A 14504-nucleotide genomic window follows, 5' to 3' on the forward strand; every position below is an offset into this window, starting at 1 on the left:
GTGGCTGGGGCAACTGCTCCTCCGGCGGCCAGACGTGGTTCCAGCCCGTCAACGAGATCCTCGCCAGGTACAGCCTCACCCTCCACACAGCCTGACCGGATACCGGTGCACGGCCGTGGACACGGCCGTGCACCGGGTGGCCCTGGGTGCCAGACCGGCGGCGCCCTTGGGCCCGCCCATGACCCACATCGTCGCCACCAAAACCCACCCCACCCCTGACCCCAGCCTCAGGTCAGCCCACCAGCAGCCGGCCAGCCCAGCCCGCCAGCCCGGCAACCGCGCAACCCGGCGACCAGGCGCAGGCACTGACGACTGAACGACAGAATGCGCGGTTATCTGTCCTCTCCTGTGCGGGGCGCCGCTTTGGTCTGTGTGTCTGTTGCTTGCTGTCGACCTGTACGAAGTGCGCGCCGGGGTGTCGGCCGGACCACGGCGGGCGGCGGTGGTGGCACCGGTTCGGGGTGGTCATGGCCGGCGCCCGCGCCTGTGCCGGTACGGGTGCGGAGCGGTGGGGCTTGTGCTGCGGTGCGGGGCCGGCAGGCTGGTGTGTGGTGGTGAGGCCGGTGCCGGCGGCGCCTTTGTCAAGGGGAGCGCGGGTTGGCTGCCCCGATGAGGGGGGCGCCGGTGAGGGGGGCGCCGAACCAGTCCGTGGGGCCGGGGTCGATACGGAAGCGGGCGCCGAGGTCCACTCCCCTGCCGGCCACCGCGGCGCAGGTCGGGGTGATGCGGGGTGCCTGTTCGGGGGTGGTGACCACCGGGGTGCTGCCGCCGGCGAGGCAGGGGTTCGCGGTCAGCCCGGTGGGTTTGCCGCCGAGGAGTTCCTGCTGCTCGGTGCGGAAGCCGGCCAGTGAGCGGTGGGTGGTGTTTCCCCACCGGATCGACCACTGCCCGCCCGCGGCCACGTAGTTGTTGCCCTGCAGGAGGGCCTGCCCGGGCGTGTAGGCGGTGTCCGCCACGACCACGGGCCCGCCGTCGGTGATGAGGATGTTGTTGCGTACCGAGACGCCTGCCGGGTTCCCGCGCAGTCGCAGGGCCGGTCCGTGCTCGGCCCCCGTAGCGGTCATCACCACGGTGTTGTTGTAGATCTGCAGGTTACGGATGCCCTTGCCGTGGATGTCGATGCCGCCGTTGTCCGGCAACTTGCGCCCGTTGTTGCTGCTGATGTTGAAGCGGATGGTGTTGTTGGTGTGGGCGCCGTTGGTGAGGTTGGTGTAGGCGTGGTAGCCGGGCCCGTCGTTGCCGGACGCCAGGTTGTACTGCACGGTGGTCGAGGAGACGTTCAGGTCCAGGCCGAAGCCGCTGCCGTCGACTCTCGCGGAGGTGTGGTTGTCGTAGGAGGAGTTGTGCTCGATGGTCAGCCGGGTGGAGTCGTAGGCCCAGATGCCCACCGGGCCCTCGCTCGCCCCGGCGGCGGAGCGTGCTCCGTTGTCGTGCGCGGCGGACTGTTCCACCCGGCCGCCCTCGACGCCGCCGATGACGATGCCGCTGCCGGTGTTGTGGCGCTTGGAAGTCGGATTGCCCTGGTTGCGGAAGGCCTGGACATCGGAGACCACCACGTTCTGGTGGGGGTAGCGCGGGTTCTTCACGTCGAGTCCGGGGCCGTAGGTGAGCAGACCGTCGTCGGTGTTGTCGTGGACCGCGGAGCCGGTGATACGGACGTTGCGGAAGCCCGCGGCGGCCTCGGCGCAGCCGATGGCCACTCCGGTCTCGAAGCGGGACACGTCCACGCCGGAGACCACCACGTGGTCCAGGCGCTCGGTGCCGCGCCGGTCGTTGAAGACGATGATGCCGCTGGGGCCCTTGAGGGTGCGCGTGTTCCCGGTGACGACGAGGTCGCGGATCTCCACCCCCGCGGTGTTGTAGACGCCGATGCCGGGGCCGCTGGTGGGGGTGAGGGTCGCGCGCCCGGTGCCGTAGGAGCCGATGACGACCGGCAGGTCGGCCCGGCCGGCCTCTCCCCGGCCGACGGTGAGCGCGCCGGTGAAGCGGCTGCCGCCCTTGAACAGGAGCCGGTCGCCGGGCTCCAGGCGCTGCTCGTCGGCCCGGGTCAGGGTGCGCCACGGCCGCTGGGCGGTGCGGCCGTCGTTGTCGTCGTTGCCGGACGCGCTGACGTAGTAGGTGTTCCCCGGCCGGTAGTGCGGCAGTGAGCTGCAGCCGCCGGCTGCCGCCAGTGCCACTAGGGCTGCCAGTGCCAGGGCGGCTCCCAGGGGCCTGTGCCGCGGGGCGCGGCGCCGGCTCGGGGAGCTGGCTGCCGTGGAACCTGCCAGAACCGGCATGGCCGCCCTTTCCGTCAGATCGTCGTCTCTGGACCCGCCGCTTCATGAACGGCCCGGTGCCCGCCGCGTCATGGACGGCCCGGTGCCCGCCGCGTCATGGACGGCCCGGTGCCCGCCGCGTCATGGGCGGCGCGGTGGGGCGATGTCTCCCTGTCGTGGGGTGAGCGGGACCGGAACCATTTCACTGTATGCCGCAGCCCGTCCTGCAACGTGATCTCGGGAGTCCATCCGAGTTGTTCGCGGGCCCGCTCGATGACCGGGCAGCGGCGGGTCGGGTCGTCCACCGGAAGCGGCAGGCGCCGTATCGCGGAGTGCGAGCAGGTCGCCTCGATCACCAGGCGCGCCAGGTCGTGGACGGTGCGCTCGTCGGGGTTGCCTAGGTTGACCGGGCCCGGCACGTGGGTGTCGAGCATCATGAGGAGGCCGCGGACCAGGTCCTCGACGTAGCAGAAGCTCCGGGTCTGGCTGCCGTCGCCGTACATGGTCAGCGGCTCGCCGCGCAGGGCCTGGCGGATGAAGCTGGAGACGACCCTGCCGTCGTGCGGGCGCATCCGGGGGCCGTAGGTGTTGAAGATGCGCACGATGCCGGTGTCGGCGGCCTCGCTGCGCCGGTAGGCCATGGTGAGCGCTTCGGCGTAACGCTTCGCCTCGTCGTACATGCTGCGCGGCCCGACGGGGTTGACGTGTCCCCAGTCCTCCTCCGACTGCGGGTGTACCAGGGGGTCGCCGTACACCTCGCTGGTGGAGGTGAGCAGGAACCGTGCGTCGTGGCGCAGGGCCAGGCGCAGGGCGTTCTCGGTGCCGCGGCTGCCGACAGCGAGGGTCTGCAGTGCCAGGTTCTGGTAGTCGGGGGGTGAGGCGGGGCTGGCGAGGTGTGCGACAGCGTCGATGGGGCCGGGCACGTCCAGGCGCCGGCTGATGTCGCAGCGCAGGAAATGGAAGCGGGGCTCGTGCATGAGGTGGCGGAAGTTGCCGGTTCCGCTGGTGCACAGGTCATCCGCGCACCAAACGAGGTCGCCTCGGGCGATGAGGGCATCGCACAGGTGCGATCCCAGGAATCCGGCTCCGCCGGTGACCACGACACGCATGGCTACTCCTGTGGTTGGGGCCGGCCCGGTGCGTAAAGGGACCATCCGGATTCACGCCACCGTGCGGCGTCAAGGGTGTGGCGTGCGTCCACGATGGTCGGCTCACGGACCAGGGGGGCCAGTGCGGCGGGGTCGATGGCCCGGTACTCCGGCCAGGACGTCAGGTGGAGCACCAGGTCGGCGTCCTCGCAGGCTTTGGGGACGTCCAGGGTGTACTGCAGGGTGGGCAGGGCGCTGCGGGCGTTGTCCAGGGCCTGGGGGTCGTGCACGCGGACCCGGGCGCCCTTGCGGTGGAGGGCGTCGGCGACCGCGAGGGCCGGGGAGTCGCGTACGTCGTCGCTGTCGGGTTTGAACGCGGCGCCCAGTACGGCCACGTTGGTGCCCTCGAACCGGCCGCCGACCAGGCGGCCGGCCAGGTCCACGGTCCGCCTGCGCTGGCGGGTGTTGATGTCGTCGACCTGTTGCAGGAAGGCCACGGCCTGTCCCACTCCGAGTTCCTCGGCGCGTGCCATGAAGCCCCGGATGTCCTTGGGGAAGCAGCTGCCGCCGAAGCCGAGGCCGGGTTGCAGGAAGCGGGGGTTGATGCGTGAGTCCGCGCCGACCGCTTCGGCGAGCGTCACCACGTCGGCGCCGGCGGCGTCGCACACCTCGGCCATCGCGTTGATGAAGGAGATCTTGGTGGCGAGGAAGGAGTTCGAGGCGACCTTGACCAGTTCCGCGGTGTTCGGGTCGGTGCGGAAGAAGGGGACACCGGCGCTGAGCATGGGTGCGTAGATCCGGCGCAGCACTGCCTCGTCGTGTGCGCAGGTGACGCCCACCACGATCCTCTCGGGGGTGGCGGAGTCCTGGACCGCGAAGCCCTCCCGCAGGAATTCGGGGTTCCAGGCGACGCCGGCCCCTGGTGCCACGCTCTGCAGACGGCCGGCCAGGCGGGTGGCGGTGCCGACCGGTACCGTCGATTTGCCGACGATGAGGTCTCCGGGGCGCAGGTGGGGTGCCAGGGCGTCCACGACCGTGTTCACGCAGCTCAGGTCGGCGGATTTCGAGCCGGGCAGTTGCGGGGTGCCCACGCACACGAAGTGCACCGGGGCGAAGCGGGCCGCCGCTTCCGTGTCGGTGGTGAAGCGGAGCCGGCCCGAGTCCATGGTGCGTTGCAGCAGGTACTGCAGCCCGGGTTCGTAGACGGGTGGGGTGGCGCTGTTCAGGGCGGTGATGCGTGCTTCGTCGATGTCCACACCGAGGACCTCGTGTCCGAGGTCGGCCATCGTGGCCGCGTGCACGACCCCGACGTATCCGGTGCCGATGACCGTCATCCTCATGGCAGCCTCCCAGTGGGCCGTATGCCGGGGGTGGTGTGAGCGGTGCTCTGTGCGGGTCGTACGCCGGGGGTGGTGTGCGGGGTGCTCTGCGCGGGTCGTATGCCGGGGGTGGTGTGCGGGGTGCTCTGCGCGGGTCGTATGCCGGGGGTGGTGTGCGGGGTGCTCGGTGCCGTCGTGGGGCGGGGGTGCGGGCCGGTCGGGGGCGGGCCCGCGTAGCCGGTGGGGTTGAGCTGCTCGAAGCGCCATGCGTCGCGGCACATGGCGGCCAGGTCACGGGTGGCGTGCCAGCCCCAGGCCCGTGCCACCGCGCCGGGGTCCGCGACCAGTGCGGTGACGTCGCCGGGGCGCCGGCCCACCACCTGGTACGGGATCGGGCGGCCGGAGGCGCGGTGGAAGGCCGCCAGGAGTTCCAGGACCGAAGTGCCCTGCCCCAGGCCGAGGTTGAAAACCTGCAAACCCCGGTGGTCCGCGAGGTGCCCGATGGCCAGGCGGTGGGCCTGGGCGACGTCCATGACGTGGATGTAGTCGCGGATGCCGGTGCCGTCAGGGGTGGGGTAGTCGTCGCCGTACACGCTCAGCCGCGCGCGGCGCCCGGCCGCGACCTGGGCCGTGCAGGGCATGAGGTTGGCGGGTGCGCCGCGCGGGGCCTCGCCCAGCAGTCCGCCGGGGTGGGCGCCTGCCGGGTTGAAGTAGCGCAGGGACAGGACGTGGAAGTCGTCGTGCCGGCGGCAGACGTCGGCGAGGATCTGCTCGCAGGCCCACTTCGATGCGGCGTAAGGGTTGGTGGGCCGGGCCGGGTCGATCTCGGTGAGCGGGCGCTGTTCCCTCTCTCCGTAGATCGAGCAGGAGGAGGAGAACACCATGCGGTGCACGCCGTGCTCCTGCATCGCCGAGAGAAGGGACAGGGTGGCGCCGACGTTCGTGTCGTAGTAAGTGATCGGCATGGCCACGGACTCGCCGACCTCTTTCCTGCCCGCGAAGTGCACGACCACGTCGATGTGGTGGCGGTCGAAGACGGCCGAGAGTGCGTCGCGGTCGCGCAGGTCGATCCGGTGGACGGCGTGCAGGGGGCGCCCTGCGATGCGCTGGGCGCGGGCCAGGGCCCGGGGAGAGCTGTTGGAGTAGTTGTCCAGGACGATCAGCTCGAACCCGTGCTGGAGGAGTTCGACGCAGGTGTGGCTGCCGATGAATCCGGCGCCGCCGGTCACCAGCGCGGCCACAGGGGTGCGGCGCATGTCATGACCTCCTTGGGAGGGTCGGCGCTGTGCCGTGTCACCAGGTGGTGACGGCGGTCAGGTAGGGCGGGTAGATCAGGATGGCGACAGCGAGCGGGATCAGTGGGGCGGCGGAGATGAACAGGGGGCGGCTCGCGGTCGCGAAGGCGGTTCTGAGCGGGGTGCCCGCGGCGCGGGACGCTTCGCGTACGTGGAGGATGGCCACGGCCATGCTGACCACGCAGTACGCCAGGCTGCCCACGATGCACAGGAACACATAGCCCACCGACGGGCCGGTCAGCTCTCCCACGATGGCGGCTGCGGACAGGGCCGTCGCGATGAACACGAAGGGCAGGACCAGTCGTTTCGAGAGCACTTCCAGTCCGCTGCGGTCCTTCGGGGTGACCTTGAAGTAGATCGGCCTGCGGAAGATCTCCTGGATCAGCGCCCCGAGCACTCCCCAGGCCACGAACGGCCACCGGGCCATGGCGAACAGCCACAGTTCCCAGCTCCACACGGGAGCGGAGGCCGGGCGCAGCAGTCCTCTGTGCCGCAGCAGGAGCAGCAGCAGGATCAGCCAGATCGACATGGCCCAGAAGTGGCCCAGGAAAGCGAGGTAGTTGACGCTCACCCATACCTGTCCGGTCACCGCGGCGGCCACCGGGAGGGTGATGGCGGCGAGTGCTCCGGCCGCGAGCAAGGGGTAGTAGATCAGCACGATCGTGAACCGCAGCCGCAGCCGGTAGGACAGCCGGTGCATGTGGCGGGGGATCATCCCGAACATCATCGCGACCAGGCTCCTGGACCACTGGTACTCCTGGGTGACCATGTCGTCGAACGTCATGGGGCCCAGCCCGTGCGCCTCGGCGTCGATGGCGAACGCGCCCTGCCAGCCCGCGGAGTTGAGCAGGAAGCTGGTGGTGAAGTCCTCGGCGAGGTCGGGGCCCAGCCCGCCGGTGTCCCGCAGGGCCCGGGTGCGTACGCCGTAGTGCGAACCGATGCACACCGGGGCGAGGCGGTCGGCGTGTCCGAGCTGGAACGGGCCATGGAAGGGTGCCTCCCGGTGCATCCGGCCGCGGGCCGCCCACGAGGTGCCCGCGTTGGCGTCGCAGATGCTCGGCGCCGCGACGTAGCCGATGGCCGGGTCGGAGAACGGGCGCACGACCTCCACGAGATACCGCGAGTGAGGCTGGTGATCGCAGTCGAGCTGCACGACGACGTCGTAGTCCCGGTAGCCCCAGTGGTCGTAGAAGTAGGCGAGGTTGCCCTCTTTGCACTTCGTGCGCCGCGGCCAGGTCGTGCGGTTGTACGCGGCGACGCCACGGCGGGTGGACACCCGTACCCCGTTGCCGGCGCACCAGGTGTAGATCTCCTCGTCGGGATCCTCGTCGCACAGCCAGACGTCGTAGGCGTAGGGAAATTCCTGCCCGAGCATCGCCTGAAGTGTCCTGCGGGCCATGGGCCAGGGCTCCGACGGCGCCCGTGTCACCGCGATGGCCAGGCGCAGCCGCGGGATCGGGACAGTGCAGGAGACACGGGGCAGGCGGGCGACCGCGATCAGGAAGTAACTCGCCTGACAGGTGAGGTAGAACAACAGCGCACTGGTCACTGCCAGCCCTATCCAGGTGACCCTGTGGACAGGGTTCATCCACCACATCCAGAAGTACGCGAAGAAGACACCCCAGCCCGACGCCAGCACGGCGATCGTCACCTTGTCCCGCAGCGCCAGCGTGGGGACGAAGGTCCCCGGGGCGGCCTTCAGGTTGCGCGGGGGCCGGCCGAAGAGCGGGCCGTGCCGGGTGATCTTGGCGACGTTGCCGTCGGAGATGTGGGTCATCCACTCCTGAAGGCTCATCTGCTCCGGCTCGCCGGTCAGCAGGTCAGAGGTCCCGTTGTCCGGCGGTTCGGCGTCCGGCGGTTCGGCGAATGCGCTCGACTCCGGCATGACATCGCGCTCCCGGTCGGGCGCCAGGACGAGTGCGGGGTGCGAGATGCGGGTGCGGGGGTGGGGGGTGGGGGTGTGTTTACGGTGTCGCTTGCACCCTATCCTGACGCATGAAATTTATGATGTATATATACATATTGCAATGGTTTGTCCGTGGAGTCAAAAGGACGGGCGGACCACGGGCGCGGAGCGGCCCATCCGGGACGGGGCACGAGCGCGGGGCGGTATCCGGGACAGGCCAGACGGAGCGGCCCATCTGCTCAGGTGATGCCGATGACGCAGCGAAGGAGGGGCGGCCACGGAAGCCGGGCGCGGGCACCGCGGCGCGGGCCCGCGGCTGCAGCTCTGGGGCGCGGGCCTCGGCCGCTACGGGCGGCTGAGCCGGGAGCGCATGCTGCCCACAGCACTGGAACCGGTCGGCCCCGGAGAGCTGACCGCGCCGAGCATGCGCCCACCCGCGCCGCACCGGGCGCGTGGGGCCATGGCCCGCTCCGGAGGCCATGGCCCTGCAACAGGTGCGCCCCCGGCAAGGACGCACTGGTGGACAGGCTGGTGAAGGCTCTGCACCTGGAACTCCACGAACTGCTCGACCGAGGCATCCGCGCACCCGCCCCGCACACCGCCGCCCGCCACCACCCGCCCCAATGGCTCGCGGCGCCCCAACGGCACAGCGAACTGCACCGGACCACACACGCGACCTACCAGGCCGCTCCGGCGCACCCCGAGCCCGTCCCGGTGCCGGCCGCCCGGACACTCGCCATCCCCCTCGCCCGGCAGCCACCCGCCGACCCTGCTGCCCGAGCACGAGAGCATCCTGCGCCTGCTCGTCGGGACCGGCCTGGACGAGCAGGAGGGGCCGCCTGGGCGCGTACCGCGCGGTCAGCGCCTGGACACTCGGCCGCGTACCGCGCGGGTCAGCGCTGAGCACCGGCCATGCCCTCGCCCAAGCTGCGGGCCATGGCGGACAGCCTCGACGAGCCCCGAAGCGGCCTTCCGACTGGGTTGCGCAGGTTGCCTGTGCACGACTTCCCCACTCTGCGCGCGATCACCCCGGCACTCGCCGAACGCGGAGACCCGCAGGACATCGCCGAGGGCCACGCCCCCTGGGTACCCGGCCGGCCGGGTACCCAGGGCGGCACAAGGGGGGTTGCACAGGCCAGCGCACAAGGCGGCGCGCACAGGGCGGCCGGTACGCAATGGCCCATTGCGCTCGCAGGCCACCGGAGCGGTTTCGATGGCCTCGCCCGGCCAAGCCCACCGAAGCCGAGCGAGCCGGCTTCGGCGCGCCCGTGGAAACCCCGGCGGCGACCCTGCCGACCAGACCTCAATCCAGTCCAATGGCGGGCGCATCCACTACATCGTGGTGAGCCGGTGGCACGCCAGGACCGTCGACGGACACGGACACCTGATGGTCATCATGCAGGTGAAAACCCGTACTCAGGCCCGGACTCCCCCGGCCGGCGGACCGCCACCGGGTTCCCACGAGGTTGACCACAACCACTGCTGCGCCTCCTCCCGTCCGGAACAGCGAGTGCCGCCCGGCCGAGGAAGGGAACGTCGGTGACGCCGGCGGACACTGCGCCCGCCCCGCGCGGCCTGCCACCCGGCCGGGCAGAGACCTGCCCCCGACGATGCGCAGAACCGTGATCCCCGCTGCCGGACTCGGCTCCTACCTCCCGCCTCCTGCCGCCTGCGAAGGCGAAGGCGAAGGCGAAGGCGATCTCCAAGGAAATGCCGCCTCGGCGACAAGCCGGTGTTCGGGCACACCATGCCCGAAACTGGCGGCGTCCGGCATCACGGACATCGGCATCGTCGCCTCCGAGGGGAAGTCCCTGATCCAGAGCCTCGCCGTAGACGCTTATCCCGGCCACCGGGCAGCCAAAGACCGTCGTAGCGGCGCACTGTCGAACACGAATACCGCACCCCGCGAATGACATCGCTCCGCCGGTGCCGAGCCGCCCGCCACACCGCTTCCCGGATCACGGCCGCTCGATGCCCCACAACGGGCGAGCACGAGACGACCGCCGAGCCGGAAATGATCACCGGGCCGGAGATGACCGCCGGATTCGCCAACGGCCTGGCCGACGAAACGACCAGGCCGCCAGCAGTGCACCGGACGTCCCTGCACAAAGCTGCCCGGTTGCCACCTCCGGACCCCGCCCGGCAAAAGCCAGGCGCGGCGGCGGCCCCTCCCCCGACCAGCACCGCACCCACCTCTGCCACAACAGACGGCCCACCACAAGATCCCGCGCCGCCCCCGGCTCAGGGAAACCGCCCCGCCACCCCTGAGCACAACGGCGGCCGGGCGGACTCCGGGAAGCAGCGGCGCAGGACCCAGGGGCCGGGTGATGAGCCCGATCAGCGAACCTCGGTGACCCGGCGTTCCTGGCGCGCCGCACAGTTGGAGTTCTCCACCGACACGTACACGTTGGCGATGTTGCCGCCCCAACTCACGCAGTGGCCCCTGCCGTAGACGTAACCCGGCCCCGCGTACGACGTGAAGTACCCGGAGTCCCCGGCCCACTCGTCGGTGTCGGGCACGTAGATGTACGTGGACATGTCCTTGGCCGTGCCCGGATTGGCGCGGATCGTCGCGACACAGTTCTTGCCGTTCGAGGAGTTGTACGTCAGATAGACAGTGCCCAGCGAGCCGACAGGCACCGAGTTCACCGTCTTGTAGGCACTGCCGCAGACACCCTGCGGCGTGACGTTGGGCGCGGCAGAGGCAGCCGCACCGAACACCGCCATGAAACCCACCACCAGCGTGGTCAACGCCCCGACAGCCCCGACATTACGCATGCTTCCCATATTTCCCCCTTGTGCCTCCGAGAGCGGTTTGCTCCCACTTGATGTGACCACCGAGCGGCAAAGATGGTTGTGCCGGGACGCACACAGAGACACCGGGCGAACCCACGAGCGAAGCAGTCGGCGCCGCCTCCCGCCCTGGGGAAGGGAGAACAGGCATCGGGTGCAAGCAAGGCGCAGCGCGGCTTCCGACGAGGCGTGCAGGCTCTGGCGCAGCAAGTTCAGCGCGAGAGTACGGACCGCCCCGTACCCGCGGGCACCGCCGAACCAATCGCCTCCGGCAGCAAGGGAGTCCGCACCCGTGAAGCCAGGTGCACGGGTACCCAGACACCCGCACAAAACAGCCGGACCTGCGGCGCAGGCCTGCGCCCGCGCGTCCCACGTGGCCCCCGGCCCGTAAGTTCCAGGAACCCGGCCGTGTCGCCGCCCTTCCGGCAAGCGGCCTCCCCGGCGACCGGGACCGCGAACGGCACTGCCGCAGGACCCGGCCGTCGCCTCAACCACCCCGATACGGTACGAAGACCGGTGTGAACGAACAGATCCAGCCCGCGACCGTTCGCGTGTTCATCGCCCTCGCCCCGCCCGACCACGCGAAAGAAGAACTGGCACGGGAACTGCGCCCCGCCTACGACACACACCCGCACATGCGGTGGAACCGCATCGAGGACTGGCACATCACCCTGGCCTTCCTCGGCGAACTACCGGCCCAGACCGTCCCGATCCTGCGCCCGCCCCTCGCCCGCCTCGCAGCGGACCACCAACCATTGCATCTGGCACTGCGCGGCACCGGAACCTTCGATAACCGGGTGCTGTGGAGCGGAATCGACGGAGACCTCGACGAGCTGCACATGCTCGCCGCCAAGGTCCGCACCACGGTCAAGGCCTGCGGCATTACCTTCGAGGACCGGCCCCTGCACCCCCACCTGACACTCGCCCGCGCCAAACGCGGAGACCAGTCCTCAGCAGCAGAAATCGCCGAAACGTTCGCCGGATTCACCGGCCACCGCTGGCCCGCGACACATCTGCACCTGGTCGGCAGCAACACCGGCCGCAGCCATGGACCGATCCACTACCGCGACATCGAAGCCTGGCCCCTCGGCAACAACAACGGCAACGACAACGGCACGGGATCCTGAACCAACCACAAGCCGGCCGACCGGCAGCACTCCACCCGGCCAGACGACGAAATCGCCGAGCACAGCAACAACGCCCGCCGCAGCAGCCTCCCGCAGCAGGAGCAAAGGCAGCGACAGGGGCCTCAACTCCCCACCGCGCCCCGGAGGACTCAGTGTTCAGCAATCGTTGCCCCCGAGCATGAAGAACAGCTCACCGCCCGTCACTAACCGATAGATGCACGGCCGCCCGCACAGCCCCCTCCCCCCTCCCCCGGCCACGAGACTGCGGTACGCGAGAGTCCCGCAGCTCCCACAGAGAGTCATTTCGCGAAAACCACGGCACAAGCGTTCCGGCAACCGTCCGGCACATCGATCCCCCGACCGGCAATCGAGCGTTGACGCCAGCACAGCTCCACCCCGACCCGGCTCACCCCCCGACCAAGGGATGCACACCGAACCCTCCGGCGAAACCCTGATCGGCCACCCCCTCGGCACAGCACGATGTTGCCGCACGGGCGCAAGCGCAGCGGGCTCCCCCTGCGGCGCGAGCCACGCCCGCCACGCCCGCACACAACCTCCAGGAAATGGGGTTTGGACGCCATACCCCGCAATCGGAACACCCGTCCGCTTTCCAATGCCCCCTCAATGCACCTCGGCCCGCTCAACCACCAGCCTCTTCCCCGGTGTCCTGTGCCACCAAATCCCGAGCACGTCCCGGCAAACGCTGATGGAAGCGAGTCCGCGTCAGAGAAGTTCCAGCGGCACAGACGAGACACGATGACACCGGGTGGCGCCACCCTGCGCCACCCGGCGCCATTCCGCGCCCCCGGAAGCACACGAGCATGCACGGCACCACGATCACCCAGACGGGCACCAGCGCATTTGCGCAGTTCAGAGAGGTCACGTCGGGTATCACCCCGGAGACGTCACCCCACACCTTGCGCGTGGAGCCATTGTGGTGCCATTATGGCGTCATGGATCTCACGCCGTATATCGACACCCTCCGCCGCGAACTCGCGGTGGCCGCCGAAGCCGGCGGTGACGAAGCCCGCGAGCTGGCCGAGAGGCTCACCGCCCCCCTGGAGTCGGCGACCCGGCTGACCATGCTCAACGTGCTCTCCGCCGCGATGGACGAGATCACCCGCGAACTCGCCCCCGGCTCGGTCGACGTACGACTGCGAGGACTCGACCCCGACTTCGTGGTGACACTGCCACCCACCGACGGCCACCCCCCCGCAGAACCGGCCGCGCCCGCCGAACCCCTCAAGGCCCCCGCCCCGGCCGACAGCGACGAGGGCGGCACCGCCCGCGTCAACCTGCGCCTGCCCGCCCACCTCAAGGCACGCGCCGAGGAGGCCGCGAACCACGAGGGCCTGTCGGTCAACGCCTGGCTGGTACGGGCCGTATCGGCCGCGGTCGACGGCGGCAACCGGCCGCAAACCACACAGAAGGCACAGACGGTCGGACAGAGCTTCACCGGCTGGGTGCGCTGACCACACCCCGGGCCCGCCACTTCCACCCGCACTGCTTTCACCCACACCACGTCCCACCAGCGGGGACACCCCAGAGACCCAAGAGGACGGGACAGCCATGCCTTCTTTCGACACTCCCGAACCGATCTCGGCCACCGCACACGTGGAAGCCGGTTCCATCCAGTTCACCGCGAGCGACCGCCCCGACACCGTCGTCGAAGTCCGCCCCCGCGACCCGAAGAAGGACCAGGACGTACGGGCCGCCGACCAGACCCAGATCACCTGCACCAACAACGCCCTGACGGTAAGGACACCCAAGTCCAACCTCCTCGGCCTCGGCCGCACCGGCACCGTCGACGTGACCATCGAGCTGCCCACCGGCTCACGCATCGACATGACCGGCGCCTGGGCCCAGCTCCTCGGCGAGGGCCGGCTCGGCGAGGTCCGCGTGAAGACCTCCTCCGGCGACGTCCGCCTCGACACCACCGGCCCACTGAAACTGACCGCCTCCCACGGCTCGATCACCGTCGACCACGTCCAGGGCACCGCCGAGATCACCACCAGCTCCGGCAGCCTGCGCGTCGGCACCCTCGACGGCCCCGCCGTCCTGAAGAACTCCCACGGCAGCACAACCATCCACACCGCGACCGGCGACCTCCGGGTGAGCGGCTCCAACGGCGACATCGACATCACACGCGCCGAGAACTCTGTCACCGCCACCACCGCCCACGGCACCCTGCGCGTCGGCGAAGTCACCCGCGGCACCATCCAGCTGGAAACCTCTTACGGCGCCATCGAAGTCGGCATCCGCGAAGGCACCGCCGCCTGGCTCGACGTCAGCTCCGCCAACGGACAAGTACGCAACACACTCGCCACCTCCCAAAACCCCGACAAAACCGACAACACCGTCGAAGTGCGCGCCCGCACCCGCTGGGGCAACATCGACATCCGCCGCACCAAAGCCTGAACACCCACCGCCCTCACCACTTCCACCACCCCAGACACTTCACCCACTTCAGTTTTTCGAAAGGGAGGACACCATGCCTTCACCTGTCATGCCCACATCCAATCGGGGAAACGGTCCACAGCCGCCCGCCGCCGTATCCGCCGCCGGTCTGCGCAAGACCTACGGCGACAAAACAGTCCTCGACGGCATCGACCTGCACATCCCGGCCGGAACGATCTTCTCCCTGCTCGGCCCGAACGGCGCGGGCAAGACCACCGCGGTCAAGATCCTCTCCACGCTCGTCACCGCGGACCCCGCCTCCGG

Annotated in this window: 10 protein-coding genes and 1 pseudogene; 5 read left to right on the forward strand and 6 right to left on the reverse strand. The window is 70.0% G+C overall.

Features of this window, described 5'->3' with window-relative positions:
• Positions 1–581: 581 nt before the first annotated feature.
• The 5 genes and pseudogenes from ACWGO0_RS36265 to ACWGO0_RS36285 form a co-directional block, all read right to left on the reverse strand.
• A complete protein-coding gene (locus tag ACWGO0_RS36265) occupies positions 582–2276 on the reverse strand; it encodes a right-handed parallel beta-helix repeat-containing protein (protein WP_453544594.1) in 1695 nt (564 codons plus the stop codon).
• A 68-nt stretch (positions 2277–2344) separates the two neighbouring features.
• Positions 2345–3364 (reverse strand): UDP-glucuronic acid decarboxylase family protein, encoded by a 1020-nt coding sequence (locus tag ACWGO0_RS36270; protein ID WP_453544596.1) that lies wholly within the window; start codon positions 3362–3364, stop codon positions 2345–2347.
• Positions 3365–3366: 2 nt separating this feature from the next.
• Positions 3367–4683: a UDP-glucose dehydrogenase family protein gene (locus tag ACWGO0_RS36275; RefSeq protein WP_453544598.1), complete on the reverse strand. Its 1317-nt coding sequence runs from the start codon at positions 4681–4683 to the stop codon at positions 3367–3369.
• A gap of 209 nt (positions 4684–4892) precedes the next feature.
• A pseudogene (gene galE, locus ACWGO0_RS36280) lies at positions 4893–5918 on the reverse strand (UDP-glucose 4-epimerase GalE); the annotation flags it as partial.
• Between the two features lie 37 nt (positions 5919–5955).
• Entirely contained in the window at positions 5956–7842 is a 1887-nt protein-coding gene (locus tag ACWGO0_RS36285; protein WP_453544600.1) for a glycosyltransferase family 2 protein, read from the reverse strand.
• A gap of 540 nt (positions 7843–8382) precedes the next feature.
• On the opposite strand from ACWGO0_RS36285, the gene ACWGO0_RS36290 reads away from it, so the two are divergent.
• Positions 8383–8766 (forward strand): hypothetical protein, encoded by a 384-nt coding sequence (locus ACWGO0_RS36290; protein WP_453544602.1) that lies wholly within the window; start codon positions 8383–8385, stop codon positions 8764–8766.
• A 1434-nt stretch (positions 8767–10200) separates the two neighbouring features.
• Here ACWGO0_RS36290 and ACWGO0_RS36295 read toward each other — a convergent pair.
• Positions 10201–10650, reverse strand: coding sequence for a spore-associated protein (locus ACWGO0_RS36295; protein WP_453544604.1), 450 nt, complete (start codon positions 10648–10650; stop codon positions 10201–10203).
• A gap of 524 nt (positions 10651–11174) precedes the next feature.
• On the opposite strand from ACWGO0_RS36295, the gene thpR reads away from it, so the two are divergent.
• The 4 genes from thpR to ACWGO0_RS36315 form a co-directional block, all read left to right on the forward strand.
• A complete protein-coding gene (gene thpR / locus ACWGO0_RS36300) occupies positions 11175–11783 on the forward strand; it encodes an RNA 2',3'-cyclic phosphodiesterase (protein ID WP_453544606.1) in 609 nt (202 codons plus the stop codon).
• A gap of 953 nt (positions 11784–12736) precedes the next feature.
• A complete protein-coding gene (locus ACWGO0_RS36305) occupies positions 12737–13255 on the forward strand; it encodes a toxin-antitoxin system HicB family antitoxin (protein ID WP_453544608.1) in 519 nt (172 codons plus the stop codon).
• Between the two features lie 97 nt (positions 13256–13352).
• On the forward strand, positions 13353–14201 hold the full coding sequence (locus ACWGO0_RS36310; protein WP_453544610.1) for a DUF4097 family beta strand repeat-containing protein: 849 nt from the start codon (positions 13353–13355) through the stop codon (positions 14199–14201).
• 88 nt (positions 14202–14289) lie between these two features.
• A partial coding sequence (locus tag ACWGO0_RS36315) for an ATP-binding cassette domain-containing protein (protein ID WP_453544612.1) occupies positions 14290–14504 on the forward strand: 215 nt, incomplete at its 3' end.

The organism is Streptomyces sp. NPDC055749, assembly GCF_053617235.1.

What these genes read in the sequence shown, in the direction of transcription:
- ACWGO0_RS36265 (WP_453544594.1), bottom strand. Translation starts at nt 2,276, where the DNA reads ATGCCGGTTCTGGCAGGTTCCACGGCAGCCAGCTCCCCGAGCCGGCGC.
- ACWGO0_RS36270 (WP_453544596.1), bottom strand. Translation starts at nt 3,364, where the DNA reads ATGCGTGTCGTGGTCACCGGCGGAGCCGGATTCCTGGGATCGCACCTG.
- ACWGO0_RS36275 (WP_453544598.1), bottom strand. Translation starts at nt 4,683, where the DNA reads ATGAGGATGACGGTCATCGGCACCGGATACGTCGGGGTCGTGCACGCG.
- ACWGO0_RS36285 (WP_453544600.1), bottom strand. Translation starts at nt 7,842, where the DNA reads ATGCCGGAGTCGAGCGCATTCGCCGAACCGCCGGACGCCGAACCGCCG.
- ACWGO0_RS36295 (WP_453544604.1), bottom strand. Translation starts at nt 10,650, where the DNA reads ATGGGAAGCATGCGTAATGTCGGGGCTGTCGGGGCGTTGACCACGCTG.
- ACWGO0_RS36305 (WP_453544608.1), top strand. Translation starts at nt 12,737, where the DNA reads ATGGATCTCACGCCGTATATCGACACCCTCCGCCGCGAACTCGCGGTG.
- ACWGO0_RS36310 (WP_453544610.1), top strand. Translation starts at nt 13,353, where the DNA reads ATGCCTTCTTTCGACACTCCCGAACCGATCTCGGCCACCGCACACGTG.